We start from the raw sequence: 24,784 nt of genomic DNA, 5'->3' as shown, positions 1-24,784 counted from the left end.
CAGGCGGCCGGCAGCGGGCTGGGCGATCAATCGTGGTTGGTTTGGTACACGTAGGGCTTTTGCGCCACACGTGCAGTCTGGTACTCGGCTTGCTGCTGGCGGTCCAGATCCTTGTCCCACAGCAGGGCGCGGCCTTCGCGCTGGCCTTGCTCCAGCTCGGGCTTGTCGGCCTTGAGCTTCAGCAGGAACTGGGTGGTGTCGGATTGGTAGTCGGGGCGGCGAAAGAAAGACATAGCGTATATTTACCTCTTGTGCCTGGATTCTACCGAACCTCACCATGTCCTTCCTGACCAAATTTGCAATCGCCGCCTCTGCGCTGGCCGTTTCCGTGTATTTGGCGGGCTGCGACCAGCAGCGCATCAAGGAACTGGAGGAGCACGTCTCGACCGAGCAGGACGTGCGCGACCGTTTTGGCGAGCCCAACCAGATCTGGGACGAGGCCGATGGCTCGCACACCTTGGAATACACGCGCCAGCCTGCCGGTGCGCAGAACTACATGATCACCATTGGCACCGACGGCAAGATGAGCGCGCTGCGCCAGGTGCTGGCCCCGGCTTACTTTGCGAAGGTGCAGCCGGGCATGGACCAGCAGCAGATCCGCCGCCTGCTGGGCCAGCCGGCCAAGCGCACCAGCTATCCGCTGAAGAACGAAGCCGAATGGGACTGGGGCTGGATTGATCCGCCCAATACCAAGATGCTGTTTACCGTGGTGTTTGATGCCCAGGGCAAGGTGCTGCGCAGCAACAGCACCCAGGTGGTGCCCAGCCGCTGATGGCGGCTTCCATTGGCGCTGATGACCCAGAACTGTTGCGGATATGCCTCAGGACCTTCTGCAAAACTCCCTGCCGTGGTCTGAACGCGGGCTCGGGCGATCCGCTGCGTGGTCTTCCTTGTCAATAGCTACGGCTATTGACCGCGAAAGACGCCTTGCGTCTCATCCCGATCCGCGCCCATCCCGCTTGGCGAGGGTCTTGCAGAAGATCCTTTACCGTAACGGGCTGAAACTCTTTAAAATTCGGGTTTATACCTAGCATCACCCATGCCAGGCAGCCCCGCGCGCCACCCTTGCGCGGGCACGAAACTTGCTGTCAACCCGACATGTCCTCACCGCTATCCCGCCCCACCGCTACCACGGGCCTGCCCGGCACCGTGGCCGTTGCTCCTGCCGCGCTGCCGGGGCCTGCCATGCGCCATGGCCGCTTTGAAGATGCACAGGCGCTGTTTACCGGCTCGCTGTTTGTCTCGATCACCTTGGGCCTGTTCGCGCAGGCGGGTTTGCTGACGGGCAGCACAGCGGGCCTGGCCTTTTTGCTGCACTACGCCACGGGGCTGCCGTTTGGCGCGATTTTCTTCGCGATCAATCTGCCTTTTTACTGGTTCGCCTGGACGCGCATGGGGCCGGAGTTCACCGTCAAGACCTTTATCTCGGTAGCGATGCTGGCGCTGCTGGTCGATATCGGCCCGCGCTTTATCCATATCGATTACCTCAACCCGTTGTATGCCGCCATCGCCGGTGGCCTGCTGATGGGCACGGGCTGCCTCTTTTTGGCGCGCCACCGCTCCAGCCTGGGCGGCGCCACCATCGTGTCGCTCTACCTGCAGGACCGCTATGGCATCCGCGCCGGCAAGGTGCAGATGGTCATCGACTGCACCGTGGTGCTGCTGGCGCTGTGGGTGGTGCCATTCGAGCGCGTGGCCTACTCGGTGCTGGCGGCCGTGGTGATGAGCGTCTTCCTGTGGATCAGCCACCGGCCCGGTCGCTACGCGGGTAACTGAGCGCTATCCAATCCGGGTTGTTCAGGGACCGCTGGGGATGGCGGTTTCTGGTGCCGCTGCAGGCTTGGCCGGCGGCATTGGCGGGGTAGGTGCGGGCCCTTGCGTTGCCAGCTGCTCGCTGGGCTGCGGCGGCGGGAAGGTTTCGCCCGGCCGGGGCTCCCGGTAGCGCACTGTTATTCCGCTGTTGTCCTGTTCTTCGCCGGTCGCCATGTCATAGGCCTTGCCAACGCCTTTGCCCACCACCTTGGCGGTGCCCACGGCCGCATCGGCGGCCAGCCCCACCGCCGTGGCGGTCACGCTAACGGCGGCGGCGCCGACGGCCACAACGCTGCAGCCGCCCAGCAGCAAGGCCGAGGCGCAGTAAAAAGCCCCTGCGGCTACGGAGCGCAGGGGCTGCAAGAGGCGGCGGTCAGCGGCCATCCGGATCAATGGATGCGCATGCCTGGCAGCGCGCCGGGGAAGGGCTCCAACACATAGATGCCGGGGTGGGCCTTCTCGTCGGCATGGCTGGCAGCCAGCACCATGCCTTCGGAGATTCCGAACTTCATCTTGCGCGGCGCCAGGTTGGCGACCAGCACGGTGAGCTTGCCTTGCAGCTGCTCGGGCGTGTACATGCTGCTGATGCCGCTGAACACATTGCGGGTCTTGGGATGGCCGTCTTCACCCTTTTCACCAACGTCCAGGGTCAGCTGCAGCAGCTTGGTCGAGCCTTCGACGGCCTTACATTCGACAATCCTGGCAATGCGCAGGTCGATGCGGGCAAAGTCGTCGATGCCAATGGTGTCGGCCAGCGGCTCGCCACCGGGGGCGTTCGGGTCCACCACGGCTTCGGCTTTCTTCTCCGCCTTCTTGGCCTTGGCAGGCGCTGCAGCGGCCGCCGCCTTTTCCTGGCTGGCAGGGGTTTCGAACAGCGCTTCGAGCTGCAGCGGGTCCACGCGTTGCATCAGATGCTGGTAGATGCCGATCTGGTGACCAGCGCCCAGCGGCTTGTCCACGTCGGCAAATTGCTCGGGCGGCACGATCAGGAAGTTCGCCACCTCGGCAGCCACACCCGGCAGGATCGGCTTGAGGTAGATGGTCAGGATACGGAAGGCTTCGATGCAGACCGTGCAGACATCGTGCAGGCGCTGCTCCATGCCGTCCTTTTTGGCCAGCTCCCAGGGCTTGTTGGCATCGACATAGCTGTTGACCTTGTCGCACAGCTGCATGATCTCGCGGGCGGCGCGGGCGGTGTCGCGTGCCTCGTAGGCGGCCACAATCGCCTCCTTTTGCGCGCGCAGCAGGGCCAGCAGCTCCTGGCCGTCGGCGCTCACCTCGCCCAGGCGGCCTTCAAAGCGCTTGCTGATAAAGCCGGCAGCGCGCGAGGCGATGTTCACATACTTGCCGATCAGGTCGGAATTGACGCGCAGCATGAAGTCTTCGGCGGTGAAGTCGATGTCTTCGTTCTTGCCATTGAGCTTGGCGCCCAGGTAGTAGCGCAGCCACTCGGGGTTCATCTTGAGGGCCAGGTACTTGAGCGGATCGAGGCCGGTGCCACGGCTCTTGCTCATCTTCTCGCCGTTGTTCACGGTCAGGAAGCCGTGCACGCAGATCTTGGTGGGGGTCTTGCGGCCGCTGAACTTCAGCATCGCCGGCCAGAACAGGGTGTGGAAGGTGATGATGTCCTTGCCGATGAAGTGGTACTGCTCCAGCGCCGGATCGGCCATGTAGGCGTCGTAGTCCTCGCCGCGCTGGGCCAGCAGGTTCTTCAGCGAGGCCAGGTAGCCCACAGGCGCATCCAGCCAGACATAGAAGTACTTGCCCGGTGCGTCAGGGATTTCGATGCCGAAGTAGGGCGCATCGCGCGAGATGTCCCAGTCGTCCAGGCCTTCGCTGGTCGAGCCATCGGGGTTGGTGCGCACGCCGAACCATTCCTTGATCTTGGCGGCCACTTCGGGCTGCACATGCTGGCCGTCCTGGGTCCACTGGGTCAGGAACTCGACCGCGCGCGGGTCGGACAGCTTGAAGAAGAAATGCTCCGAACTCTTCATCACCGGCTTGGCGCCAGACAGTGCCGAGTAGGGGTTGATCAGGTCGGTGGGCGCATAGACGGAGCTGCAGACTTCGCAGTTGTCGCCGTACTGGTCCTTGGCGTGGCAGCGCGGGCATTCGCCCTTGATGAAGCGGTCAGGCAGGAACATGTTCTTCTCGGGGTCGAAGAACTGCTCGATGGTGCGCGTCTCGATAAAGCCGGCGGCCTTCAGGTCCAGGTAGATCTGCTTGGACAGCTCGTGGTTCTCGGGGCTGTCGGTATTGCTCCAGTTGTCAAAACCGATGTGGAAGCCGTCGAGGTACTGCTTGCGGCCGGCGGCGATGTCGGCGACAAACTGCTGGGGCGTCTTGCCGGCTTTTTCGGCGGCAATCATGATGGGCGCGCCATGGGCGTCATCGGCGCCGACAAAGTTCACCGCATTGCCCTGCATTCGCTGCGCACGCACCCAGGTATCGGCCTGGATGTATTCCATGATGTGGCCGATGTGGAAGTTGCCGTTGGCATACGGCAGGGCGGTGGTGACGAAAATCTTTCGTTGAGACATAGGGTTGCGGAACTTTCTAATCACAGAGAGGACGCAGGCCGGTGGCCGTTGCGGATTCTGGTCACAGGGAGGGTGGCGCAGCCAGCCCTCGCGCGCGCAGGCGCTCCAGAACCGGCCAATTCTAGGCGCTTACGGGGCCAGATGGCGCGACCAGGGGATTGGCGGGGCCCGCCGGGCGGCTGCCCCAGCCAAAAAAGGCGCAGACCTCGTCGCGCCGCGCCATGGTATCGGCCCGGCCCAGCGCAATCAGTGCGCGGGTATAGCCCGGCTCAAACAGCAGATAGCTGGCCAGCGCAGCGCTGCCCACGTTCTGGCTGTGCACCGACACGCCCATCGCACCCAGCAGCGCCCGCACCGGCGTGGGCAGCTCTTGCAGGTGCTCCAGCGCCAACGCGTCCAGCGATTGCGATGGCGTGATCACCAGCAAATCCAGCGGCCGCAGTGCGCTGCGGGCGCGCTCGGCTTCCGGGATCAGGCTCAGCGTGTGGTTGATGCGCTGGGCCCGTTCCACATCGACCGACAGCGCATCAAGAAAGATGGTGGACAGTGCATGGCCGGCCACCTGGGCCAGCGACGGAAACGGCGGGTGCTCGCCCTGGGGCAGGTGCAGCACCTCGTGCGAGCGGCCTACACCGACCACCACAATGCGCTGAGCGCCCAGGTGCACGGCAGGCGCCAACGGGGCGGTCTGGCGCATCGCGCCGTCGCCCAGGTAGTTGTACTGGCCACGCAGCATCAGCTCGGCGGGTGGAAAGATAAAGGGGATCGACGACGAGGCCATCAGGTGCTGGTGGCTGATGCGGTCCTGGATGGCGCGGCGCTGCGTGCGCGACCAGCTGGGCACATGCGGGCCGGCTTCGTAGAAGGTGATGTGCTCGCCGGTGGTGTAGCTCGATGCGGTGATGGCCAGCGCCGACAGCTTGCCGCTGTGCAGCAGCTGGGGTATTTTTTCCAGCGGCAGCTCGGCCTGCAGCAGATCCAGCAAGGGGGCGTTGTCCAGCAGCGAGCGCGGTTTGCTGTGGTGCCAGCGGGTCAGTGCCCAGCCCAGGGTCAGCAGGCTGAGCCAGCGCGCCCCGCTGCGCATGACTCCAAAGGCATCGGCACGGTAGACCTGGCTGGTGGAGAAATTGCGCCACACCCGCGAGAGCCGCTGCACCGCCAGGTCGAAATGGTCCGCGCCACAGGCCAGGCCGGCCGCATTGATCGCGCCGGCCGAGGTGCCTACTGCTATGGGGAAGGGCGTAGGTTCATGGTCGGCCCCGGCGTTCTGGCGCAAGCGCGACAGCGCCTGCAAAACCCCCACCTGGTAGGCGGCGCGCGCGCCGCCCCCCGAGAGCACGATGGCGGTGGCGGCGGAATGGGGGCTGTAGTGCAGAGCGGGAGACATGGGCAGCACCATAGCCGAAACGGGGGTGCTGCGCCAAGCGCTGCTGTCGCTGGGCTGTGCCCCAACGGAAAAAAATCAGGCCTTCGCCGCCGCCTTTTTCAGCAGGGTTGCCAGCGCCAGGTTCTGCAGCAGCACGATTTTCTGGTCGCGGGCAAACGTGCGCGCGTTGTCACTGAGCTCGCCTTGCAGCAGCACATAGACGCTGGCCGCGCCCGCCTGGCTGGCGGCCTCATGCAGCGCCCGCAGCGGCTCGATGCCATGCACGCCAGCCTTGCTGCGCTTGGTTTGCACCAGGGTGGTCTGGCCGTTGCGCGCCAGCTGCAGATCGGCCGCGCCTTGCTGCACGGCTGTGACGGTATAGCCCTCGGCCTGCCAAGCGCGGCTCAGCCAGGCCTGCAGATCGCGGCTGGACATGGCGCTGGCCTGCGCCAGCAGCGCCTCGGTGGCTGCAGCGCTGGGCTGGTTCCACTGGCGCTTGGCGGCCATGGCGCCGATCACCAGAAAAGGCAGGCTGCCGGCGGCGCCGACAAAGCGGATGTCCTTGGGCAGCAGCGCCAGGCATAGCACCACGATGATGGCTCCGACCACCACACTGATCCACCACGACGAGCGCAGCAAGATCGCAAACACGGAGTTCTCGGCCATTTTCAGTTTCACGGGTGCAGGTCTTTCAAGAGGTGCAGGGGAAAAGCCCAGATTGTCGCTGGTTCGCAAGGGCAAGCGCGGTTCGCTAGACTTATTGCTGTCTCAGGAATAGAAAACACGATGACAGTGACCGAAACAACGTTACTGGCCGCGCTGGCCAGCGTTCAAGACCCCCACACGGGCAAAGATTTTGTCAGCACGCGTGCCGTGCGCAACCTCCAGATCAATGGCGGCGATGTCGCCTTTGATGTGGAGATGGGCTACCCCGCCAAAAGCCTGGTGCCGCAGCTGCGCAGCCAGTTCGTGGCGGCCGCCAAGTCGGTGCCGGGCGTGGAGAACGTCTCGGTGAGCATCAGCAACAAGGTGATCACGCATGCGGTGCAGCGCGGTGTGCCGCTGATCCCGGGCGTGAAGAACATCATTGCCGTGGCATCGGGCAAGGGCGGCGTGGGCAAGAGCACCACCACCGCCAACCTGGCGCTGGCCCTGGCGGCCGAGGGCGCCAGCGTCGGCGTGCTGGATGCCGATATCTACGGCCCCAGCCAGACGATGATGATGGGCGTGGACGGCAAGCCCGAGAGCAGCGATGGCAAGACCATGGAGCCCAAGCTCAACCATGGCGTGCAGGTGATGTCGATCGGCCTGCTGGTCGACCAGGACCAGGCGATGATCTGGCGCGGCCCGATGGCCGTGCAGGCGCTGGAGCAGATGCTGCGCCAGACCAACTGGGCCGGCCTCGACTACCTGCTGATCGACATGCCACCGGGCACCGGCGACATCCAGCTGACCCTGAGCCAGCGCGTGCCGCTGACCGGTGCCGTGATCGTCACCACGCCGCAGGACATTGCCTTGCTCGACGCGCGCAAGGGCATCAAGATGTTCGAGAAGGTCGGCGTGCCGCTGCTGGGCGTGATCGAGAACATGGCCATGCATGTCTGCACCCACTGCGGCCATGTGGAGCATATCTTTGGCGCCGATGGCGGCAAGCACATGGCCGCCGACTACCAGCTCGACTACCTGGGCGCGCTGCCGCTGTCGATGCAGATCCGCGAGCAGGCCGACAGTGGCACCCCCACCGTGGTGGCGGCGCCTGACAGCGAAGTGGCCGCCATCTACAAGCAGGTGGCCCGCAGCATCGCCGTCAAGATTGCGCAGCAGGCCAAGGACTTCTCGTCGAAGTTCCCGACCATCTCCGTCAGCAGCAACACCTGATGAACCTGCTCGCTGCCATGCGCTACCTGGCCGCGCTCCATGCGCATGGCCATTTCGCGCGGGCAGCACAGGCCTGCCATATCACCCAGCCGGCCCTGTCCAATGCGCTGCGCGCGCTGGAGGCCGAGTTTGGCGTGGCCATCGTGCGCCGGGGCCGGGTGTTTGCCGGCTTCACGCCCGAGGGTGAGCAGGTGCTGCAAACCGGCCTGGAGATGCTGCAAAGCGAGGCGCGCCTGCGCCAACGCCTGAGCGCCCAGGCGGGCCAGTTGCAAGGGCAGCTGCGCATGGCGGCCGTGCCCACGGCCATGCCGATGCTGCTGCGCTTTGCCAGCCTGCTGCGCCGCCAGCACCCGGGCCTGGTGCCTGTGCTGCATGCGATGAGTTCCCCCGATATTGAACGCGGCCTCGAAGAGTTGAGCCTGGATCTGGCGCTGGGCTACAGCGACCGCATCCGCCGCCCGCGCACCCATTGCGCGCCCCAGTACCAGGAACACTACTACCTGTTGCAAGCGGCGCCGAACCCGGCCTGCGTGGCCGATTCCCTGCATGCGGCCGAGCCCCTGGGCTGGGCCCAGGCCGCGCAGCAGCCGCTGTGCCTGCTGACGCCCGATATGCACAACCGCCAGATTGTGGAGCGCAGCTTGTTGGCCGTCGGCGTGCAGGTGCAGCCGGCCATGGAGACCAATTCCGTCCAGGCATTGCTGCAGGCGGTGGGCGAGGGCCAGGTGGCCAGCATCGTGCCCGGCGCCGTGTTGGCCACCGTGCGGCACACGCCGGGCCTGCGTGCCTGGCCGCTGGTGGAGCCGGTGGTCGAGAGCGAAGTCGCCTTTCTCTACCAGCAATCCCAGCAGGGCATGCCAGCGCTTGAGGCGGCGCGCGCGCTGATGGCGCAGGCTGAATGGCAGCAGCAGTGCCTGCAGCATGCCGGCGCCTTGGCTGCGGCGGCACCGGCAGCCCAGGCATAGTTTTGCGAATGCTGGCATTGCGGCATTGAATTTGACGCTGGCAGGGCAGCGGGTTGAAATGCAGGGCTCAACGAGTCCTGCCATGCAAGAACAAAAAATCGCCTTCTACAAAGGCCCAGCCGGTGGCTGGGGCGCCCTGAACAGTGTCAAGAACACGCTGCTGCACCACGACATCGCCGTCAAGGGGGCCAAGACGCTGCTGTCCGCCAACCAGCCCGACGGCTTTGACTGCCCGGGCTGCGCCTGGCCCGACCGCAACCATGCCTCGACCTTCGAGTTCTGCGAGAACGGCGTCAAGGCCGTTGCCGCCGAGGCCACGGCCCGCCGCGCAGGCCCCGAGCTGTTTGCCCGCTACAGCGTGCGCGAGCTCGCCCAGCAAAGCGATTTCTGGCTGGAGGACCAGGGCCGGCTGACGCATCCGATGGTCTATGACCCGGCCAGCGACCACTACCTGCCGATTGCCTGGGACGATGCCTTTGCGCTGATCGCCCGGCACCTGAACGCGCTGCCCAGCCCGGACCAGGCGGTGTTCTACACCTCGGGGCGGGCCAGCAATGAGGCGGCCTTCCTCTACCAGCTGTTTGTGCGCGAATACGGCACCAACAATTTCCCCGATTGCTCCAACATGTGCCATGAGCCCAGCGGCTCGGCCATGCGCGAGCAGATTGGCGTGGGCAAGGGCACGGTGACCCTGGCGGATTTTGAAGAGGCTGATGCGATCTTCATCTTTGGCCAGAACCCGGGCACCAACCACCCGCGCATGCTCGGCGAGCTGCGCGAGGCGCACAAGCGTGGCGCGCGCATCGTCAGCTTCAACCCCTTGCGCGAGCGCGGACTGGAGCGCTTTGCCGACCCGCAGGACAAGCTGGAGATGGCGACGCTGGGCTCGACCCCCATCAGCACGCACTACTTTCAGCTGCGCGTGGGCGGCGACCTGGCGGCGCTGCGGGGCATGCTCAAGCATGTGCTGGAGCAAGAGGCGGCCCGGGGCGGCGTGCTGGACCATGGCTTCATCGCCGCGCACACCACCGGTTTTGAGGCGCTGGCGCAGAGCCTGCACGAGGAAGACTGGGCGCTGCTGGCGCAGGAGTCGGGCCTGAGCGAAGCGCAGATGCGGGCAGCAGCCGATGTCTACCTGGGCGCGGACAAGGTGATTGCCTGCTGGGGCATGGGCATCACCCAGCATGCGCATTCGGTCGCCACCATCCAGATGATTCTGAACCTGCTGCTGCTGCGCGGCCATATCGGCCGCCCCGGGGCAGGGCCTTGCCCGGTGCGCGGCCACAGCAATGTGCAGGGCGACCGCAGCATGGGCATTTGGGAAAAACCGCCCCCAGCGCTGCTGGACCGGCTGCAAGAGGTCTATGGCTTTGCGCCACCGCGCGCCCACGGGATGGACACGGTGGAGGCCATTGCCAGCATGCGCGACGGCCAGGCCCAGGTGTTTTTTGCGCTGGGGGGCAATTTTGCCGCTGCCACGCCCGATACCTATGAAACCTGGAAAGGCCTGCAGCGCTGCGCGCTGACCGTGCAGGTCACCACCAAGCTCAACCGCAGCCATGTGGTGCATGGCCGCCAGGCCTTGCTGCTGCCCTGCCTGGGGCGCACCGAGATCGACCTGCAAAACGGCCAGCCCCAGGGCGTGACGGTGGAGGATTCGATGAGCATGGTGCACTTGTCGATGGGCATGAACCCACCGGCCTCGGCCCATCTGCTGTCCGAGCCGGCGATTGTGGCGCGCCTGGCCCATGCCACCCTGGGCGCGCGCAGCCGGGTGGACTGGCTGGCGCTGGCCGCCGACTACGCGCTGATCCGCGACGAGATCGCCAAGGTCTTCCCCGACTTTGCCGACTTCAACCAGCGCGTGGCCGTGCCCGGTGGCTTTCGGCTGCGCAACACGGCCAGCGAGCGCATCTGGGCCACCGCCAGTGGCAAGGCCAGCTTCCACGCCCATGCGGTGCCGGTAGATACCCCTGTGCACCGGGCGCGTGCGCGGCTGCGTGACCAGCGCGTGTTCACGTTGCTGACCACCCGCTCGCACGACCAGTACAACACCACCATCTATGGCATGGACGACCGCTACCGGGGCGTGTTTGGCCAGCGCCGGGTGGTCTTCATCCATGCCGATGACATCCGCGATCTGGGCCTGGCCGATGGCGACTGGGTCAATATCCGCACCGTCTGGGACGATGGCCAGCAGCGCTGTGTCGAGGGCTTCAAGCTGGTGGCCTATGACATTCCGCGCGGCAACCTGGCCGCCTACTACCCGGAGACCAATCCGCTGGTGCCCTTGTCGGCCGTGGCCGCGCATGCGGGCACGCCCACCTCCAAATCCATTCCGGTGGTGCTGGAGCCCGGCCTGGCGCCGCAGTGATGGGGAGCTTGGGCGCCGCCGCTCCGGCAATCTCGCCGCTGGCGCAGCGCATGTTGCAGGCCTTGGCGCAGGAGCAGCAGGCGCGTGGCGGCCAGGCGGTTGCGCTGGTGCGTATCGCCAAATGCCTGGATGCCCCTGCCAGCGGCCTGCTGCGCGAGCTGGCCATGCTCAACCTGCTGCTGGAGCAGGCCCTGCAACCCGCTTGGGTGCAGGCGGAGGCGGTGGAGGGGCGCTGGATGCTGGCCTTGACGGCGGCCGGCGCCGCAGCCGCCGCGCAGATCACCGAGGGCTGATCTGCGCCCCAGGGTAGTGGGGCTGTGAATCAGGCGGCGACCGGGTGGCGCGCTTTGCGGGCCTGCTTGGTCTGGTACATCGCCAGGTCGGCCTGCTGCAAGGCGGTGTCCGCATCGGTGCCCGGCGTGACGGCTACCAGGCCCACGCTGGCGCCGGTGTAGTTCAGGCTCAGGCCCTGGCCCAGGCAGAGCGACTCGGCCCGGGTGCTGGCAAACAGACGTGCCTGTGTCTCCGTGAGGGCCGGGGCCACCGATTCGTTCAGGTAGGGGCCGAGTCCGGCAAAGACAAATTCGTCACCGCCCTGGCGGGCAATCAGGTCCGAGTCGCGCATGGCCCCGCGCATCTGGTCGGCCAGCAGCTGCAAAAAGCGGTCGCCCGCCTCATGACCGTAGCCGTCGTTGATGGCCTTGAAGCCATCCATGTCGATCATGCCGACGAGCACGTAACGCTCCTGGCGGCGGGCAATGGTCTGCAGTTGGTCGAACTGCTCGATCAGTGCGCGGCGGTTGGGCAGGCCGGTCAGGGCATCGGTGCGCGCCAGACGCTGCAGCTCTTCGTTCTGTACCTGGATCTGCACCAGCAGCTGCTCACGCTCGACCTGCTGGCCCAGGATCTGGGCAAACAGGCGCATCACATCGCGGGTATCGGGCTGCAGCGGTTTGCGCGATGCGCTGGCGCCGCACAGTGTGCCGTAAAGCGCGCCATCGGACAGGTGCACCGGCGTGCTGGCATAGGTCTGGATGCCCAGCGCCTGCGCGGCCTGCGAGTCGCCCCAGTGGCGGCTTACATCGTCGGTGTAGAGGCAGTTCTCATCGATGGCGCGTTTGCACAAGGTGTCTTCCCAAGGCACGTTCAGGTTCTCGGGGATCTGCAGGCTTTGGGTATTGCGCGCAAACAGCACTTGCTGGACGCGCTGGCCCAGATCGATGCGGGTGAGGTAGGTGGATTCCAGACTGGTGACTCTTTGCAGCATCTCCAGCAAGGGGCGTGTCAGCTCCTCCAGACTGCGAGCTTTGGCAAACGTCTGGCCCAATTGTGAAATCAAGGCTTGCATAGGAATGGCTCGTGGAGAGATTGTTGTTTCATATCGTAACTCGCAATTGCCCGCTTGGGGATGATCTCTTTCAATGGGGCGCTTGAGGGGCGTCTACAAAATCTCCTGCCCGACAGGCATCCAAGAATTGCTGGGGTATCTGGCAGTGCAGGCGGTGGTGCTTTTTCTAAAACATGCTGGTTTAGATCCCCTTTGCTGTGGCCTTGACCCTGCTTGCGGCATGCTCTTTACTGGGGTGGAGATCGCCCCGGCGCCAGGAAATCCGGCAAGGTCTGGGGGTAAACGCGCATCAGTTATGTTTGCTGCATGAAACACAACTTTTTTGCGCTGGGCTGGCGCCAGCTGATGCGGGACTGGCGCGCCGGTGAGCTGCGCCTCCTGCTGGTGGCGGTGGCCCTGGCCGTGGCGGCGCTCACGTCCGTGAGCTTTTTCTCCGACCGCCTCCAGGCGGGGCTGCAGCGCGATGCCAGCCAGTTGCTGGGCGGCGATGTAGTGGTGGTGAGCGACAACCGCACGCCAGCGGCCTTCAGCGACAAGGCCCAGGCGCTGGGCTTAAAGGGCGTGACGACGGTCACGTTCCCGACGATGGCGCGCTCGGACGATGCCGATGGCGGGGAATCACGCCTGGTGGGCCTCAAGGCGGTGCAGGCCGGCTACCCGCTGCGCGGCAGCCTGCGTACGGCCCCGGCAGCGGGCCAGCCCGATGCGCCGACCCGCGACATTCCTGCGCCCGGTGAGGTCTGGGTGGACCCGAGCCTGATCGAGGCGTTGGGCCTGAAGACCGGCGCGGTGCTGTGGCTGGGCGACAAGCGCTTCACCATTGGCCGGGTGCTGACGATCGAGCCGGACCGGGGCGCGGGGTTTCTGGGCTTTTCTCCCCGTGTGATGCTGGATTGGAATGACCTGGCCGCCACTGGCCTGGTGCAGCCTGCCAGCCGCTTGCTGTACCGCTTTGCGGTGGCGGGTGAACCTGCTGCGGCAGCGCAGTTCTTGCAATGGGCCGAGACCGAAGTGGCCCAGCCCCATACCCATGGCGTGCGCATCGAGTCGCTGCAAAGCGGCCGGCCCGAGATGGAGCAGACCCTGGAGCGTGCGCAGAAATTCCTGAACCTGGTGGCCCTGCTGGCGGCGCTGCTGTCGGCTGTGGCCGTGGCACTGGCCGCGCGTACCTTTGCCAGCGCCCACCTCAACGGCGCGGCGCTGTTGCGCGTGCTGGGTCTGGCCCAGCGCGCCATCGCCGGCGCCTATGTGGTCGAGTTTGTGATTGTTGGCCTGGCCGCCAGCCTGCTGGGCGTTGCGCTGGGCTATGCGATGCACTACCTGTTTGTCTGGCTGATGGCCGGCCTGCTGGCCGTGACCTTGCCTGCTGCCAGCGGCTGGCCCATGGTGATGGGCGTGGGCATGGGCATGACCTTGCTGCTGGCCTTTGGCCTGCCGCCTGTGCTGCAGCTGGCCCAGGTGCCGCCGCTGCGCGTGCTGCGCCGCGACCTGGGTGCCTTGCGCCCGGCATCGGCCACCGTGCTGCTGCTGGGGGTGCTGGGCTTTGCGGCCATGCTGCTGCTGGTCAGCGGCGATGCCAAGCTGGGCGGCATTGCCGTCGGCGGCTTTGCGATGGCGATCGTGGTGTTTGGCCTGCTCAGCGCGGCGGCCATCACTTTGCTGCGCCGGGTGGTGAACGAGCGCACGGCGCCGCGCTGGCTGTTGCTGGCCACGCGCCAGGTGGCCGCCCGGCCCTGGTTTGCCGTGGTGCAGGTCAGCAGCCTGGCCGTGGGCCTGATGGCCTTGGTGCTGCTGGTGCTGCTGCGCACCGACCTGATCCAGACCTGGCGCCAGACCACGCCGCCCGATGCGATGAACCGCTTTGTCATCAACATCATGCCGGACCAGGCCGATACCTTCCAGCAGCGCCTGCGCCAGGCCGGTATCGACAAATGGGACTGGTACCCGATGATTCGCGGCCGTCTGATCCAGATCAATGGCAAGGATGTGGGCCCGAGCGACTACACCGAGGACCGCGCCAAGCGCCTGGTGGACCGCGAGTTCAACATCTCCCACAGCGATGTGCTGCAGGAGCACAACCAGATCGTGCAAGGCCGGTGGACGCCGGGCGAGGCCGGTGGTGTCAGCGTGGAAGAGGGCATTGCCGAAACCCTGGGCCTGAAGATGGGCGACCGCCTGCTGTTTGACATGGGCGGCGTGCAACACGAAAGCACCATCACCAGCCTGCGAAAGGTGGACTGGGGCTCGATGCGTGCGAATTTCTTTGTGATGTACCCGGTCGCGAAGATGGACGAGGTGGCCGTCACCTACCTGGCGGCCTACCGCGCGCCGGACACCCCCGGCTTTGACAATGCGCTGGTGCGCGAGTTTCCCAACATCACCAATGTGGACTTGCGCGCCACCGTGGCCCAGCTGCAGCAGGTGCTGGGCCAGGTGATCCGCGCGGTGGAGTTCCTGTTTGGCTTTACCTTGGCCGCTGGCCTGGTGGTGCTGTTTGCCGCGATCACCGCGACGCGCGAGGAGCGCGCCCGCGAGTACGCCATCATGCGGGCCGTGGGCGCGCGCAGCCAGTTGCTGCAGCAGGTGCAACGGGCCGAGCTGGCCGGTGTGGGCCTGTTGGCCGGTGTGCTCGCCAGCGTAGTGGCCATGGCCATTGGCTGGGCGCTCGCCCAGTTTGTGTTTGACTTTGCCTGGGTGCCGCGCTGGTGGGTGCCGCTGGCCGGCGGTGTCTGCGGTGCCTTGCTGGCACTGGTGGCTGGCTGGTGGGGCCTGCGCGAAGTGCTGCGCCGCCCGGTCGTGGTGACTCTGCGCGAAGCGGTGTGAAGGCCTGCAAAAGCAGTAATATCGCGGGCCCAAGGCGGTGGCCGCTGTCCATATGCAGCGGCCGCCGCCTGATCCCTTGACCCTGAGAGCCATCTATGCACATCGAAGAAAAGCCCCCGTTTGACACCCCCTTTGAATGGATAGGCGGCGAGGAAAAAGTGCGGGCGCTGGTGGACCGCTTCTACGACCTGATGGACCTGGAGCCCGGTTACAAGGAACTGCGCGAGGCCCATGGCAGCAGCTTGCAGGATGCGCGCGACAAGCTGTTCTGGTTTCTCTGCGGCTGGCTGGGCGGCCCCGACCATTACCAGCAGCGCTTTGGCCATCCGCGCCTGCGCATGCGCCATATGCCGTTCTCGATCGGCATTCTGGAGCGCGACCAGTGGCTGGCCTGCATGGACCAGGCCATGGGCGATGTTGGGGTGGACGAGAAACTGCGCAGCCGCCTGGGCCAGAGCTTTTTCCAGACCGCTGACTGGATGCGCAACCGCTGACAAGGCCCGGATCCACCGCGATGCATCTGCGGGTTTCTGCGGGTGCCCGTGCTGTGGCTGCGGCCCCGCAGCCCAATACCTGATTTCTTGACTTCTGTCATGCGCCGGGTTCGCAAAATGCAACGCCAACCCTGGTTTGCATTCCCAATGGGGGAGCCGCAGCGCTTTGGCCCATAATCAAGCCACTAAAAATTATCGAGGGTGGATGAGGGTTATGAATACCAATTTGATGGTGGTCTCTGCGGTGATTGCCGCCTTGCTGGTCTGGGGCGTGTTGGTCTACAACCGCTTGATGGCCTTGCGCAACCGCACCAGCAATGCCTTGGCGCAGATCGATGTGCAGCTCAAGCGGCGCTATGACCTGGTGCCCAATCTGGTGGCGGTGGCCAAAAAATACCTGGAGCACGAGTCCCAGACCTTGGAGGCCGTGATCCGCGCGCGCGGCCAGGCCCAGGCAGCGGCCAGTGCGCTGCGCGCTGCGCCCGGCAAGCCCGAGGTGGCCGAGGCGATGGTGGCGGCAGAAGGCGCGCTGGGTGGCGCGTTGGGCCGTTTGATGGTGCTGACCGAGAGCTACCCCGATCTGAAGGCCGATGACACCATGCGCTCGCTGAGCGAAGAGCTGGGCAGCACCGAGAACCGCATCGGCTACGCGCGCCAGGCCTACAACGACCAGGTGCTGGAGTTCAACAACGCCTCCCGCGCCTTCCCGGCGATTGTCGTGGCCTCGATCCTCGGCTTCCATGCGATGCCGATGCTGCAGTCGACGCAAAGCGCCCAGGAACGCGAAGCCGTTCGTGTGCAGTTCTAAGGGCCATGGCCCGGTGCGCTGCCAAGCCGTAGCCGCCACCGCATGAAATTCTGGGATTTCCAAGCCAGCGCAAGGCGCCGCACCTGGGGCTTGTTGGCCGCCTTTGCGTTGCTCGTTCTGGGCATTGTGGTCGGAGTGCACCTGGCGCTGGCGCTGGTGTTCTGGACCCCTGCGCTGGTGGCGGTGGCTTTCAGCACACTGCGGCTGGAGCAGGTGGCGGTGCATTACCCGGCCGGTTTTTTGGCCACCAATATCGGCATTGTGACCCTGATGGTGCTGGGCGGCGCATGGATCAAGCGCAGCAACCTGCGCCAGGGCGGCCTGCACCTGGCCAGGCAACTGGGCGCGCGGGAGCTGCGCCCGTCGGTATCGCATGCCGAGCAGCAGTACCAGAACATTGTGGATGAGCTTTGCATTGCTGCCGGTGCCCGGCGGCCCCAGGCCATGGTGCTGCCGCGTGACCTGTCACTCAACGCCTTTGCCGCCGCCTGGGAGGCCGAGGATGCGGTGATCGTCGTGTCGATGGGCGCATTGGAGTACCTCAGCCGCGACGAGCTCAAGGGCGTGGTCGCGCATGAGCTGTCCCATCTGCACGAGGGCGATACGCGGCTCAACATGGAGCTGGCCGGCTATGTGTTCGGGCTGGAGATGCTTTTCAACTACGGGCGCGATTGGGTCGAACGCGGCGTGTCGCTGTTTGGCCGGCCGCTGATGGCCGTGGGCTGGCTGGGCTGGTTGGCGGCCCAGGCGCTCAAGGCGGCGGTATCGCGCCAGCGCGAGTACCTGGCCGATGCCCGCGCTGTGCAGTGGACGCGCAACCCCGATGGCCTGGGCCGCGTGCTGCGCAAGGCACTGTGGCAGCAGGACTACCCCTCCCAGGCCGATGCGCTCCAGACGCGGGGCAGCACGGCCGGGCTGTATTCGCCGCTGGTCGATCACATGCTACTGGTAGAGGTGCACAGCATCGAAGAGATGCAGGACTTCTGGCACCTGGGCGGCGCGCGCTGGCTGGCCAGCCATCCCCGCTTGGAAGAGCGCATCGCCCGCATCTATGGCGAAGAGGATGCGCACGAGGCACTGCCGCTGCAGGACCCGGACAAGCGCTGGGTCAACCCCTTCAGCGCGCCCCTGCCGCTGGGCAAGCCCGAAGCTTCTTAAAAACGCACGGTCAGCGCTTGGGCCTGGCGCTGCGGTACTGCGCCGCCCAGGATGCCACCTGCTGGGCCACCGGGTCGGGTGCCGGCTCGGCGGCGGCCTGCTGGGCCAGCGCCTGCATCTCCAGCAGCGCATCGGCCACGTTGACGGCACTGGCCGTCATCGATGCGGCACGCAGCAGCACCACCAGCGCGCCAGCGCCGCCTTCGGCCGGGCGGGCCTGCACAAAGGCCAGCACCTCGTTTTTCTGCACCAGCCAGCTGTGCACCCGGCCTTTGAGCACCGGCATGCGCCCGGGCGAGCCCAAGCCCTTGCCATGCACCACGCGCACGCAGCGCAGCCCCTGGCGTTGGGACTGGCGGATAAACGTACCCAGCGCCTGGCGCGCCTCGTCGGTGCGCAGACCATGCAGATCGATCTGGCGCTGGATGGTCCAGTGCCCGGCACGCAGCTTGTGGACGACATCGCGGCCAATGCCTTTGCGTCTGAAGCTCAGCTGGTCATCGGTATCGAGCAGGGTGCTGGCGTCGAACTCGTCGCTCATCGCTTCGAGCAGCACGCGTTTTTCATCGGCCCAGTGCTGCAGCGGCAGCGGATCGGGCAGCGCCATCTCAGCGTGGATCTGGCCACTGCTGGGCAGCGGGCGCACGGCGCCCACGGTCTGCCGGAACAGCAGGCGGTCGCGTTCGGTCTGGCGCAGCGCCTGTTGGCGGGCGGCTTCCTGCAGCTGGCGCTGGGCCGCCTGCTCGGCCTGCAAGGCCGTCAGCGCCTTGCGCAGCTGCTTGAGCTCGCGCAGGGATGAAGCGCCTCGGGCTTTGTCCTGTTTACTCACATCTCACCTTCCTCGGCCATCGACAGTGCAGCCCCGGGGCCCACAATGATATGGTCCAGCACACGCACATCGACCAGGGACAAGGCGGCCTGCAGGCTCTGGGTGAGTTGCTTGTCCGCCTGGCTGGGCGTGACCTGGCCGCTGGGGTGATTGTGCGCCAATATCACCGCTGCGCTGTGGTGGTGCAGTGCGCGCACCACCACTTCGCGCGGATAGACGCTGGCCTGGCCCAGGGTGCCCCGGAACAACTCCTCCAGCGCAATCAGCTGGTGCTGGCTATCGAGAAACAGCACGGCAAACACCTCATGCTGCTTGTGGGCCAGGTGCAGCTGCACATAGGCTTTGACGGTGGAGGCCCGGTCGAGCAGGCTGCGCTGCTGCAGTTGCTGGGCCATCGCGCGCCGGGCCAGCTCCAGCACGGCGATCAGCTCGGCGCGCTTGGCGGGCCCCAGGCCCTTGACCTGGGAGAGCTCGGCGCTGCTGGCCTGCAGCAGGCCGTTGATGCTGCCAAAGCTGCCAACACTGCCAACACTGCCAAGGGCATCCGACTGGCGCGGCGCCAGCAGCTCGGCCGCCCATTGCAGCACGCTTTTGCCGGCCATGCCGGTGCGCAGCACAATGGCCAGCAGCTCGGCATCGCTGAGCGCACCCGCGCCTTTGGCAAGCAGTTTCTCGCGTGGCTGGCAGTCGCTGGGGAGGTCTTTGAGGGGCATGCAGTCCTTTCAGTCCGGCTGGCCGGTCACAGGGTGGGCGCCAGACGGGCGGGGCAGGGGCGGTGCATGCCATGCGCAGGCAGGGGCAAGGCAGCAAAGATGGGTGTTCATGGGCACTCCTGGAGGTTCGCTGTCGGCCGGTGGCCTTGTGCCCGGGCAAAAACCTCCATGGGGTCGGGTTCTGCCGGGCATCTTTTGATATAGGTTGCATGCAGGGGTTTCACCCTACAACCTACAATACACCCCAGTTTATAGGGATTTGCATGACTACTCCGATGGCCCCCGTGACGCCGCTGCCTGTTGATGCGCCAGTGGTACAACCCGGATCGTTTCTGACCTTGCACTACCGCCTGGCTGGCCCGGCGGGCGATGTGATCAACACCTTTGAAGGCAAGCCCGCGACCCTGTCGCTGGGCATGGGCGAGCTCTCGCCTGCGGTCGAAAACCTGCTGCTGGGTCTGCCCGAGGGCACGCATGCGACCTTTCACGTGCCCGCTGGCGAGGCCTTTGGCGAGCGCAACCCCGAGATGGTGCAGTGGGTGGCACGGCGCCTGCTCAACGAGCTGGGCGACCCGATGGAGCAGTACACGCTGGGCGATGTGGTGCAGTTCCCCACCCCCGATGGTGCCAGCACCTACGCCGGTGTGGCGATGCAGGTGCGCGACGACGGCGCCGTGCAATTCGACTTCAACCACCCGCTGGCCAGCCAGCCGGTGACCTTTGAAGTCCAGCTGATCGGAGTGCTCTGAGCATGTTGCGGCCCCAGGAAATCGTATTGGCCGAGCCGCGCGGCTTTTGCGCCGGTGTGGACCGGGCGATCGAGATCGTCGAGCGTGCGATCGAAAAGTTTGGTGCGCCCATCTATGTGCGCCACGAGATCGTGCATAACACCTATGTGGTCAACGACCTCAAGGCCAAGGGTGCGATCTTCATCGAAGAATTGGACGACGTGCCCCCGGGCGCGACCTTGATCTTCTCGGCCCATGGCGTGAGCAAGGCCGTGCAGCTGGAGGCCGAGCGCCGCGGTTTCAGCATCTTCGATGCCACCTGCCCGCTGGTGACCAAGGTCCATGTGGAAGTGGCCAAGCTGGCCAAAGAGGGCTATGAGTTCATCATGATCGGCCACAAGGGGCATCCCGAGGTCGAGGGCACGATGGGCCAGCTGTCCGAAGGTATCCACCTGGTCGAAGAAGTGGGCGATGTGGCCCATGTCAACCCCGGCCAGACCGACAAACTGGCGGTGGTGACGCAGACCACGCTGAGCGTGGACGATGCCGCCGAGATCACTGCGGCCGTCAAGCGGCGCTTTCCGCAGATCCGCGAGCCCAAGCAGCAGGACATTTGCTACGCGACGCAGAACCGCCAGGATGCCGTCAAGGTAATGAGCAGCCAGGTGGATCTCGTCATCGTCGTGGGCAGCCCCACCAGCTCCAACAGCAACCGCCTGCGCGAGCTGGCCGTCAAGCTGGGCACGCCGGGCTATATGGTGGACAACGCCGATGAGCTGAAGCCCGAATGGTTTGATGGCATCGCCCGCGTCGGCCTGACGGCGGGCGCCTCGGCCCCCGAGGTGCTGGTCAAGCAGGTGATCGAGCGCATCAAGGTGCTGGGCGCCACATCGGTGCGCAAGATGGATGGCATCGAGGAGACCGTGAAGTTCCCGCTGCCCAAGGGCCTGAAAATCGATGTCGGCGGGCTGGAGATTTCTGCACGATCTCCGGAGACGGGTCGCTGAACAAGGCCTGGTGGCCTGGCGGCTCGTCCACTTCCCTTTGATCGCGGTGGGCGGCGCCCACCTCACCCCCCTTTCATGGGCAGGCCTCGGCGCTGCCCCACCCCAAGAGGTTATTCATGCTTGATATTTTGTTGCTTCGCAAAGACCTGGACTCGGTCATCGCCCGCTTGCAGACCCGCAAGAACCCCCAGCAGTTTCTGAATGTCGAGGCCTTCAAGGCCCTGGAAGCCGAGCGCAAGACCATCCAGACCCGCACCGAAGAGCTGCAGGCCAAGCGCAACCAGCTGTCCAAGCAAATCGGCATGCTGATGGGCAAGGGCGAGAAGGACGCTGCCGAAGCCGCCAAGGCCGATGTGGCCGCGATGAAGACCGAGCTGGAGCAGTCGGCCACGCGCCTGGATGCGCTGCAGGCCGAGCTGCAGGCCATGCTGGTGGCCGTGCCCAACCTGCCGCACGAGAGCGTGCCAGTGGGCGAGGACGAATCGGCGAACGTCGAGGTGCGCCGCTGGGGCACGCCCCGCAGCTTTGATTTCGAGATCAAGGACCATGTCGATGTGGGCACACCACTGGGCCTGGACTTTGAGGCCGGCGTCAAGCTGACCGGCTCGCGCTTCACGGTGATGAAGGGCCCCATCGCCCGCCTGCACCGCGCGCTGGCGCAGTTCATGATTGACCTGCAGACCGAGCAGCATGGCTACACCGAGTGCTATGTGCCCTACATCGTCAACAGCGACTCGCTCAAGGGCACGGGCCAGCTGCCCAAGTTCGAAGGGGACCTGTTCGCCGCCAACAAGGGTGGCCAGGATGCCGAGCCGGTGCCCGACACCGCAGCGCTCTACCTGATCCCGACCTCGGAAGTGCCGCTGACCAACCTGGTGCGCGACGAAGTGCTGAGCGAAGACCAGCTGCCGATCAAGCTGACGGCGCACAGCCCCTGCTTCCGCTCGGAGGCGGGCTCGGCCGGCCGCGACACGCGTGGTCTGATCCGCCAGCACCAGTTCGACAAGGTCGAGATGGTGCAGGTGGTGCACCCGGACAAGAGCTATGAAGCGCTGGAAGAGATGACACGCCATGCCGAAGACGTGCTGCAGCGCCTGGGCCTGCCGTACCGCGTGCTGGCGCTGTCGACCGGTGACATGGGCTTTGGCGCTGCCAAGACCTATGATCTGGAAGTCTGGCTGCCCGCGCAGAACACCTACCGCGAAATCAGCTCGGTCAGCAACTGCGAAGCCTTCCAGGCCCGCCGCATGCAGGCCCGCTTCAAGAACGCGCAAGGCCGCAACGAGCTGGTCCACACCTTGAACGGCTCGGGCCTGGCCGTGGGCCGCACCCTGGTGGCCGTGCTGGAGAACTACCAGAACGCCGACGGCTCGGTGACCGTGCCTGAGGCACTGCAGCCCTACCTGGGCGGCGTCGCCGTGCTGAAGGTCTAAGCTTTCAGGCTCTCACCTCCCCAAGCCGGTGCAGCGATGCACCGGCTTTTTTGTTGCTGCCGCCTCATGCCAGCGCCAGGCGCGCCTCTCCCCAAACGGGCATGTAAAACAGGCGCGGGCGCGGCAGCTGTGCCGTCCAGGCGCTGTAGGTGCGCGCGGCGATCTGGTGCAGCGGGCGGATGTGCTGGGGCAACTGCGCCAGGATCTGCGCCTGGCTTTGCACGGCGGGGCCCGCAGCGCTGCGCAGCTCAGGCGCGCCTTCATCGCACCAGTCGCGCACGCTCTGGGCGGTGACCTCCAGATGGCCTTGGAAGGCCCAGTGCGGCCCATGCACAAAGCCCTTGTTCAGGCAGTGGCTGCCGTACATGCTGCGGCTGGCGCCTTGCGGAATTTCAAAGCTGTCGTAGTGCCAGTGGAAGATGGTGGCCTCGGCGGGCAGGTCCATGCAGGCCTGCGCCTGCGGGGTGATCCAGACGCGGCTCCAGCCGATGTTGGCGCAGGGGTTGCGCCAGACGCGCGCGCCCATCGCACGGGCCAGCATCTGCGCGCCAAAGCAGTGGCCGAGCACGGGCACGTCCGCCGCCAGGGCGTTTTGCAGCAGGCAGCGTTCCTGCTCGATCCAGCGCAGCTGCTCATTGGCGCAATGGTTGCTGCCGAGCACGACGATGCCACGGTAATCACGCGCCCGCATGGCTGCGATGCCCTCGTTGCAGGGCCTTATCAATGCATAGGGGATGCCGTGCTGCTGCAAGTGCGCGAGCAGCACGCCTGGGCCCTGCGAGGTTTCATGCTGGAGGATGGCGACAGGTTTCATGGAGGCTGGCTTGCAGGTCAAGCCCTGGGTGAAGAGGCCCCCACTGTAGAAAGCCTGGCATTGAGCGCATGTCTAGACTGCGTGTGCCGCCATCAAGATCGCATCAAGCTGGCGCGACCTGCCTTGTGGTCTTTTTCGGCGCTGCTGCAGCGCGCCGTGCTCCTCTCTATGATCGTCAGCAGGTGGCCCCCAGCACTTGCGCCTGCACCCCCGCCGGGCCGCAGCGATGGGCCCCAGCCATGTACAGAAAGCTGAGGTAAAGCATGTCGGATCAACCCTACCAACCGCCCAAGGTCTGGACCTGGGACAAAGGCAACGGAGGCGCCTTCGCCCATATCAACCGCCCCGAAGCGGGCGCCACGCATGACAAGGTACTGCCCGTGGGCGAGCACCCCTTGCAGCTGTATTCGCTGGGAACGCCCAATGGCGTCAAGGTGACGATCATGCTCGAAGAGCTGCTGGAGCTGGGCATTGCCGAGGCCGAGTACGACGCCTGGCTGATCAATATCGGCGAAGGCGACCAATTTGGCAGCGGCTTTGTCGATGTCAACCCGAACTCCAAGATCCCCGCGCTGCTGGACCGCAGTGGCAGCACCCCTGTGCGGGTGTTCGAGTCGGGCTCCATCCTGGTGCACCTGGCCGAGAAGTTTGGCCAGTTCCTGCCCAAGGAGGCAGCGGCCCGCACCGAGGTGCTGAACTGGCTGTTCTGGCAGGTGGGCAGCGCGGCATTTCTGGGCGGCGGCTTTGGCCACTTCTATGCCTATGCGCCCGAGAAGATGGCCTACCCGATCAACCGCTATGCGATGGAAGTCAAGCGCCAGCTCGATGTGCTCGACCGCCAGCTCGCCGAGCACCGCTTTATCGCTGGGCAGCACTACAGCATTGCCGACATGGCTGCCTGGCCCTGGTATGGCGCGCTGCTGAACAACGAGGTCTACAACGCGGCCGAGTTCCTGGATGTCCAGTCCTACCAGCATGTGCGCCGCTGGACCGATGAGATCGCGCAGCGCCCTGCGGTGCAACGCGGCAAGCGGGTCAACAAGGTGCGCGGTAGCTCGCCGATGCCTGAGCGGCACAGCGCGGCGGATTTTCTGCGCTGACCACCCTGCCTGGCGGACTGGGCCGATCAGGCCCGCCAGAAGTACCAGCCCGCCAGTACCAGGACCAGCACCACCACGAACACCGCTGTCCAGGCACCCGAGCTTTGCACCCGGCCGGGCTCGTGGCCGGGTTCCATCCAGGCGGCCGCATCTGCGGGTGCGGATGCTGGGTGGCCGGGGGAATTGGGGGAACTGGGGGGGTGGGGCAAACGGGCTTCCACCTGCCACTGCTGTGGGTCGCCGGATTCAATGCGGTCCTTGGCGTCCTTCAAGCCGATGCCGGTCGCATCCTTGAGCAGCTTGATGGCGACGATCTTGTCGCCCCGGGCCAAGGCGTTCTCGATGGCGGCGCGCAGTGCCTCACCCTCGCGTGGTGGTTCCAGCCCATCGTCGCCATCCAGTTGCGACTCCAGCGCCTGCTTGGCTTCTGCCAGGCCCATGCCGGTTTCTTCGCGCAGGCGCTTGATCGCGGCAATCTTGTCGTTATTGCGCCAGAGCGACGCGATATGGGCAGGGATGGGAGCGGACATGGGCAAGGCTGCGGATGGTGGAGCAGCAGCCTTTGTACCCCGTTTGTGCCGCTGTGCTTATAGG

Annotated in this window: 23 protein-coding genes and 1 pseudogene; 14 read left to right on the top strand and 10 right to left on the bottom strand. The window is 65.7% G+C overall.

What is annotated here, in order from left to right:
- Window positions 1-26: 26 nt before the first annotated feature.
- Window positions 27-233: a DUF3460 family protein gene (locus LPW39_RS12515; protein WP_021026491.1), complete on the bottom strand. Its 207-nt coding sequence runs from the start codon at window positions 231-233 to the stop codon at window positions 27-29.
- 44 nt (window positions 234-277) lie between these two features.
- Between LPW39_RS12515 and LPW39_RS12510 the strand changes: the two genes are divergently transcribed.
- Both LPW39_RS12510 and LPW39_RS12505 read left to right on the top strand, forming a co-directional pair.
- Window positions 278-772 (top strand): outer membrane protein assembly factor BamE, encoded by a 495-nt coding sequence (locus LPW39_RS12510; protein ID WP_230775254.1) that lies wholly within the window; start codon window positions 278-280, stop codon window positions 770-772.
- A 413-nt stretch (window positions 773-1,185) separates the two neighbouring features.
- Window positions 1,186-1,776 (top strand): YitT family protein, encoded by a 591-nt coding sequence (locus LPW39_RS12505; protein WP_407928837.1) that lies wholly within the window; start codon window positions 1,186-1,188, stop codon window positions 1,774-1,776.
- A 21-nt stretch (window positions 1,777-1,797) separates the two neighbouring features.
- Here the strand turns inward: LPW39_RS12505 and LPW39_RS12500 are convergent, their stop codons facing one another.
- The 4 genes from LPW39_RS12500 to LPW39_RS12485 form a co-directional block, all read right to left on the bottom strand.
- Complete coding sequence (locus tag LPW39_RS12500) at window positions 1,798-2,196, bottom strand: hypothetical protein (protein WP_230775250.1); 399 nt, start codon at window positions 2,194-2,196, stop codon at window positions 1,798-1,800.
- Between the two features lie 5 nt (window positions 2,197-2,201).
- Complete coding sequence (gene metG, locus LPW39_RS12495) at window positions 2,202-4,352, bottom strand: methionine--tRNA ligase (RefSeq protein ID WP_230775248.1); 2,151 nt, start codon at window positions 4,350-4,352, stop codon at window positions 2,202-2,204.
- 121 nt (window positions 4,353-4,473) lie between these two features.
- Window positions 4,474-5,739 (bottom strand): patatin-like phospholipase family protein, encoded by a 1,266-nt coding sequence (locus LPW39_RS12490; RefSeq protein WP_230775238.1) that lies wholly within the window; start codon window positions 5,737-5,739, stop codon window positions 4,474-4,476.
- A 75-nt stretch (window positions 5,740-5,814) separates the two neighbouring features.
- A complete protein-coding gene (locus tag LPW39_RS12485; RefSeq protein WP_230775236.1) occupies window positions 5,815-6,396 on the bottom strand; it encodes a restriction endonuclease in 582 nt (193 codons plus the stop codon).
- Between the two features lie 108 nt (window positions 6,397-6,504).
- On the opposite strand from LPW39_RS12485, the gene apbC reads away from it, so the two are divergent.
- From apbC to LPW39_RS12465, 4 genes are all read left to right on the top strand, one after another.
- Window positions 6,505-7,596, top strand: a complete 1,092-nt coding sequence (apbC, locus tag LPW39_RS12480; RefSeq protein ID WP_230775234.1) for an iron-sulfur cluster carrier protein ApbC — start codon at window positions 6,505-6,507, stop codon at window positions 7,594-7,596.
- Complete coding sequence (locus LPW39_RS12475; protein ID WP_230775232.1) at window positions 7,596-8,561, top strand: LysR family transcriptional regulator; 966 nt, start codon at window positions 7,596-7,598, stop codon at window positions 8,559-8,561. The genes apbC and LPW39_RS12475 overlap by 1 nt, the downstream gene beginning before the upstream one ends.
- Window positions 8,562-8,643: 82 nt before the next feature.
- Entirely contained in the window at window positions 8,644-10,935 is a 2,292-nt protein-coding gene (locus tag LPW39_RS12470) for an FdhF/YdeP family oxidoreductase (RefSeq protein ID WP_230775230.1), read from the top strand.
- Window positions 10,935-11,228, top strand: coding sequence for a hypothetical protein (locus LPW39_RS12465; RefSeq protein ID WP_230775221.1), 294 nt, complete (start codon window positions 10,935-10,937; stop codon window positions 11,226-11,228). The genes LPW39_RS12470 and LPW39_RS12465 overlap by 1 nt, the downstream gene beginning before the upstream one ends.
- Window positions 11,229-11,257: 29 nt before the next feature.
- Here LPW39_RS12465 and LPW39_RS12460 read toward each other — a convergent pair whose 3' ends face one another.
- Window positions 11,258-12,283: a sensor domain-containing diguanylate cyclase gene (locus LPW39_RS12460; protein ID WP_230775219.1), complete on the bottom strand. Its 1,026-nt coding sequence runs from the start codon at window positions 12,281-12,283 to the stop codon at window positions 11,258-11,260.
- Between the two features lie 306 nt (window positions 12,284-12,589).
- Here LPW39_RS12460 and LPW39_RS12455 point away from each other — a divergent pair, with 306 nt between their 5' ends.
- The 4 genes from LPW39_RS12455 to LPW39_RS12440 all read left to right on the top strand — a co-directional run bounded on the left by LPW39_RS12455 (window position 12,590) and on the right by LPW39_RS12440 (window position 17,566).
- Complete coding sequence (locus LPW39_RS12455; protein ID WP_230775217.1) at window positions 12,590-15,106, top strand: ABC transporter permease; 2,517 nt, start codon at window positions 12,590-12,592, stop codon at window positions 15,104-15,106.
- Between the two features lie 95 nt (window positions 15,107-15,201).
- Window positions 15,202-15,600: a group II truncated hemoglobin gene (locus LPW39_RS12450; protein WP_230775215.1), complete on the top strand. Its 399-nt coding sequence runs from the start codon at window positions 15,202-15,204 to the stop codon at window positions 15,598-15,600.
- 214 nt (window positions 15,601-15,814) lie between these two features.
- Complete coding sequence (locus LPW39_RS12445; RefSeq protein ID WP_230775213.1) at window positions 15,815-16,408, top strand: LemA family protein; 594 nt, start codon at window positions 15,815-15,817, stop codon at window positions 16,406-16,408.
- Window positions 16,409-16,450: 42 nt separating this feature from the next.
- On the top strand, window positions 16,451-17,566 hold the full coding sequence (locus LPW39_RS12440) for a M48 family metalloprotease (protein ID WP_230775211.1): 1,116 nt from the start codon (window positions 16,451-16,453) through the stop codon (window positions 17,564-17,566).
- A 169-nt stretch (window positions 17,567-17,735) separates the two neighbouring features.
- On the opposite strand, the pseudogene LPW39_RS12435 reads toward LPW39_RS12440, so the two are convergent.
- Window positions 17,736-18,395 (bottom strand): annotated as a pseudogene (locus LPW39_RS12435) (Smr/MutS family protein); the annotation flags it as partial.
- On the bottom strand, window positions 18,392-19,108 hold the full coding sequence (gene radC, locus LPW39_RS12430; RefSeq protein ID WP_230775201.1) for a RadC family protein: 717 nt from the start codon (window positions 19,106-19,108) through the stop codon (window positions 18,392-18,394). The gene radC and the pseudogene LPW39_RS12435, both read right to left, overlap by 4 nt.
- Before the next feature lie 263 nt (window positions 19,109-19,371).
- On the opposite strand from radC, the gene LPW39_RS12425 reads away from it, so the two are divergent.
- The 3 genes from LPW39_RS12425 (at window position 19,372) to serS (ending at window position 22,276) form a co-directional block, all read left to right on the top strand.
- A complete protein-coding gene (locus LPW39_RS12425; RefSeq protein WP_230775199.1) occupies window positions 19,372-19,857 on the top strand; it encodes an FKBP-type peptidyl-prolyl cis-trans isomerase in 486 nt (161 codons plus the stop codon).
- 2 nt (window positions 19,858-19,859) lie between these two features.
- Window positions 19,860-20,843, top strand: a complete 984-nt coding sequence (gene ispH / locus LPW39_RS12420) for a 4-hydroxy-3-methylbut-2-enyl diphosphate reductase (RefSeq protein WP_230775197.1) — start codon at window positions 19,860-19,862, stop codon at window positions 20,841-20,843.
- A gap of 116 nt (window positions 20,844-20,959) precedes the next feature.
- A complete protein-coding gene (serS, locus tag LPW39_RS12415) occupies window positions 20,960-22,276 on the top strand; it encodes a serine--tRNA ligase (protein WP_133855383.1) in 1,317 nt (438 codons plus the stop codon).
- A gap of 64 nt (window positions 22,277-22,340) precedes the next feature.
- Here the strand turns inward: serS and LPW39_RS12410 are convergent, their stop codons facing one another.
- Window positions 22,341-23,090: a type 1 glutamine amidotransferase gene (locus LPW39_RS12410; RefSeq protein ID WP_230775195.1), complete on the bottom strand. Its 750-nt coding sequence runs from the start codon at window positions 23,088-23,090 to the stop codon at window positions 22,341-22,343.
- Between the two features lie 263 nt (window positions 23,091-23,353).
- On the opposite strand from LPW39_RS12410, the gene yghU reads away from it, so the two are divergent.
- The gene (gene yghU, locus LPW39_RS12405; RefSeq protein WP_230775193.1) at window positions 23,354-24,190 is read left to right on the top strand and encodes a glutathione-dependent disulfide-bond oxidoreductase; all 837 of its coding nucleotides are present in this window, start codon (window positions 23,354-23,356) and stop codon (window positions 24,188-24,190) included.
- Window positions 24,191-24,216: 26 nt separating this feature from the next.
- On the opposite strand, the gene LPW39_RS12400 is transcribed toward yghU, so the two are convergent.
- A complete protein-coding gene (locus LPW39_RS12400; protein WP_230775192.1) occupies window positions 24,217-24,720 on the bottom strand; it encodes a ribosomal protein L7/L12 in 504 nt (167 codons plus the stop codon).
- Window positions 24,721-24,784 lie beyond the last annotated feature (64 nt).

The organism is Comamonas koreensis, from assembly GCF_021026195.1.
Lineage (GTDB): Bacteria > Pseudomonadota > Gammaproteobacteria > Burkholderiales > Burkholderiaceae_C > Comamonas > Comamonas koreensis.
This window is presented reverse-complemented; position numbering and strand designations above follow the sequence as displayed.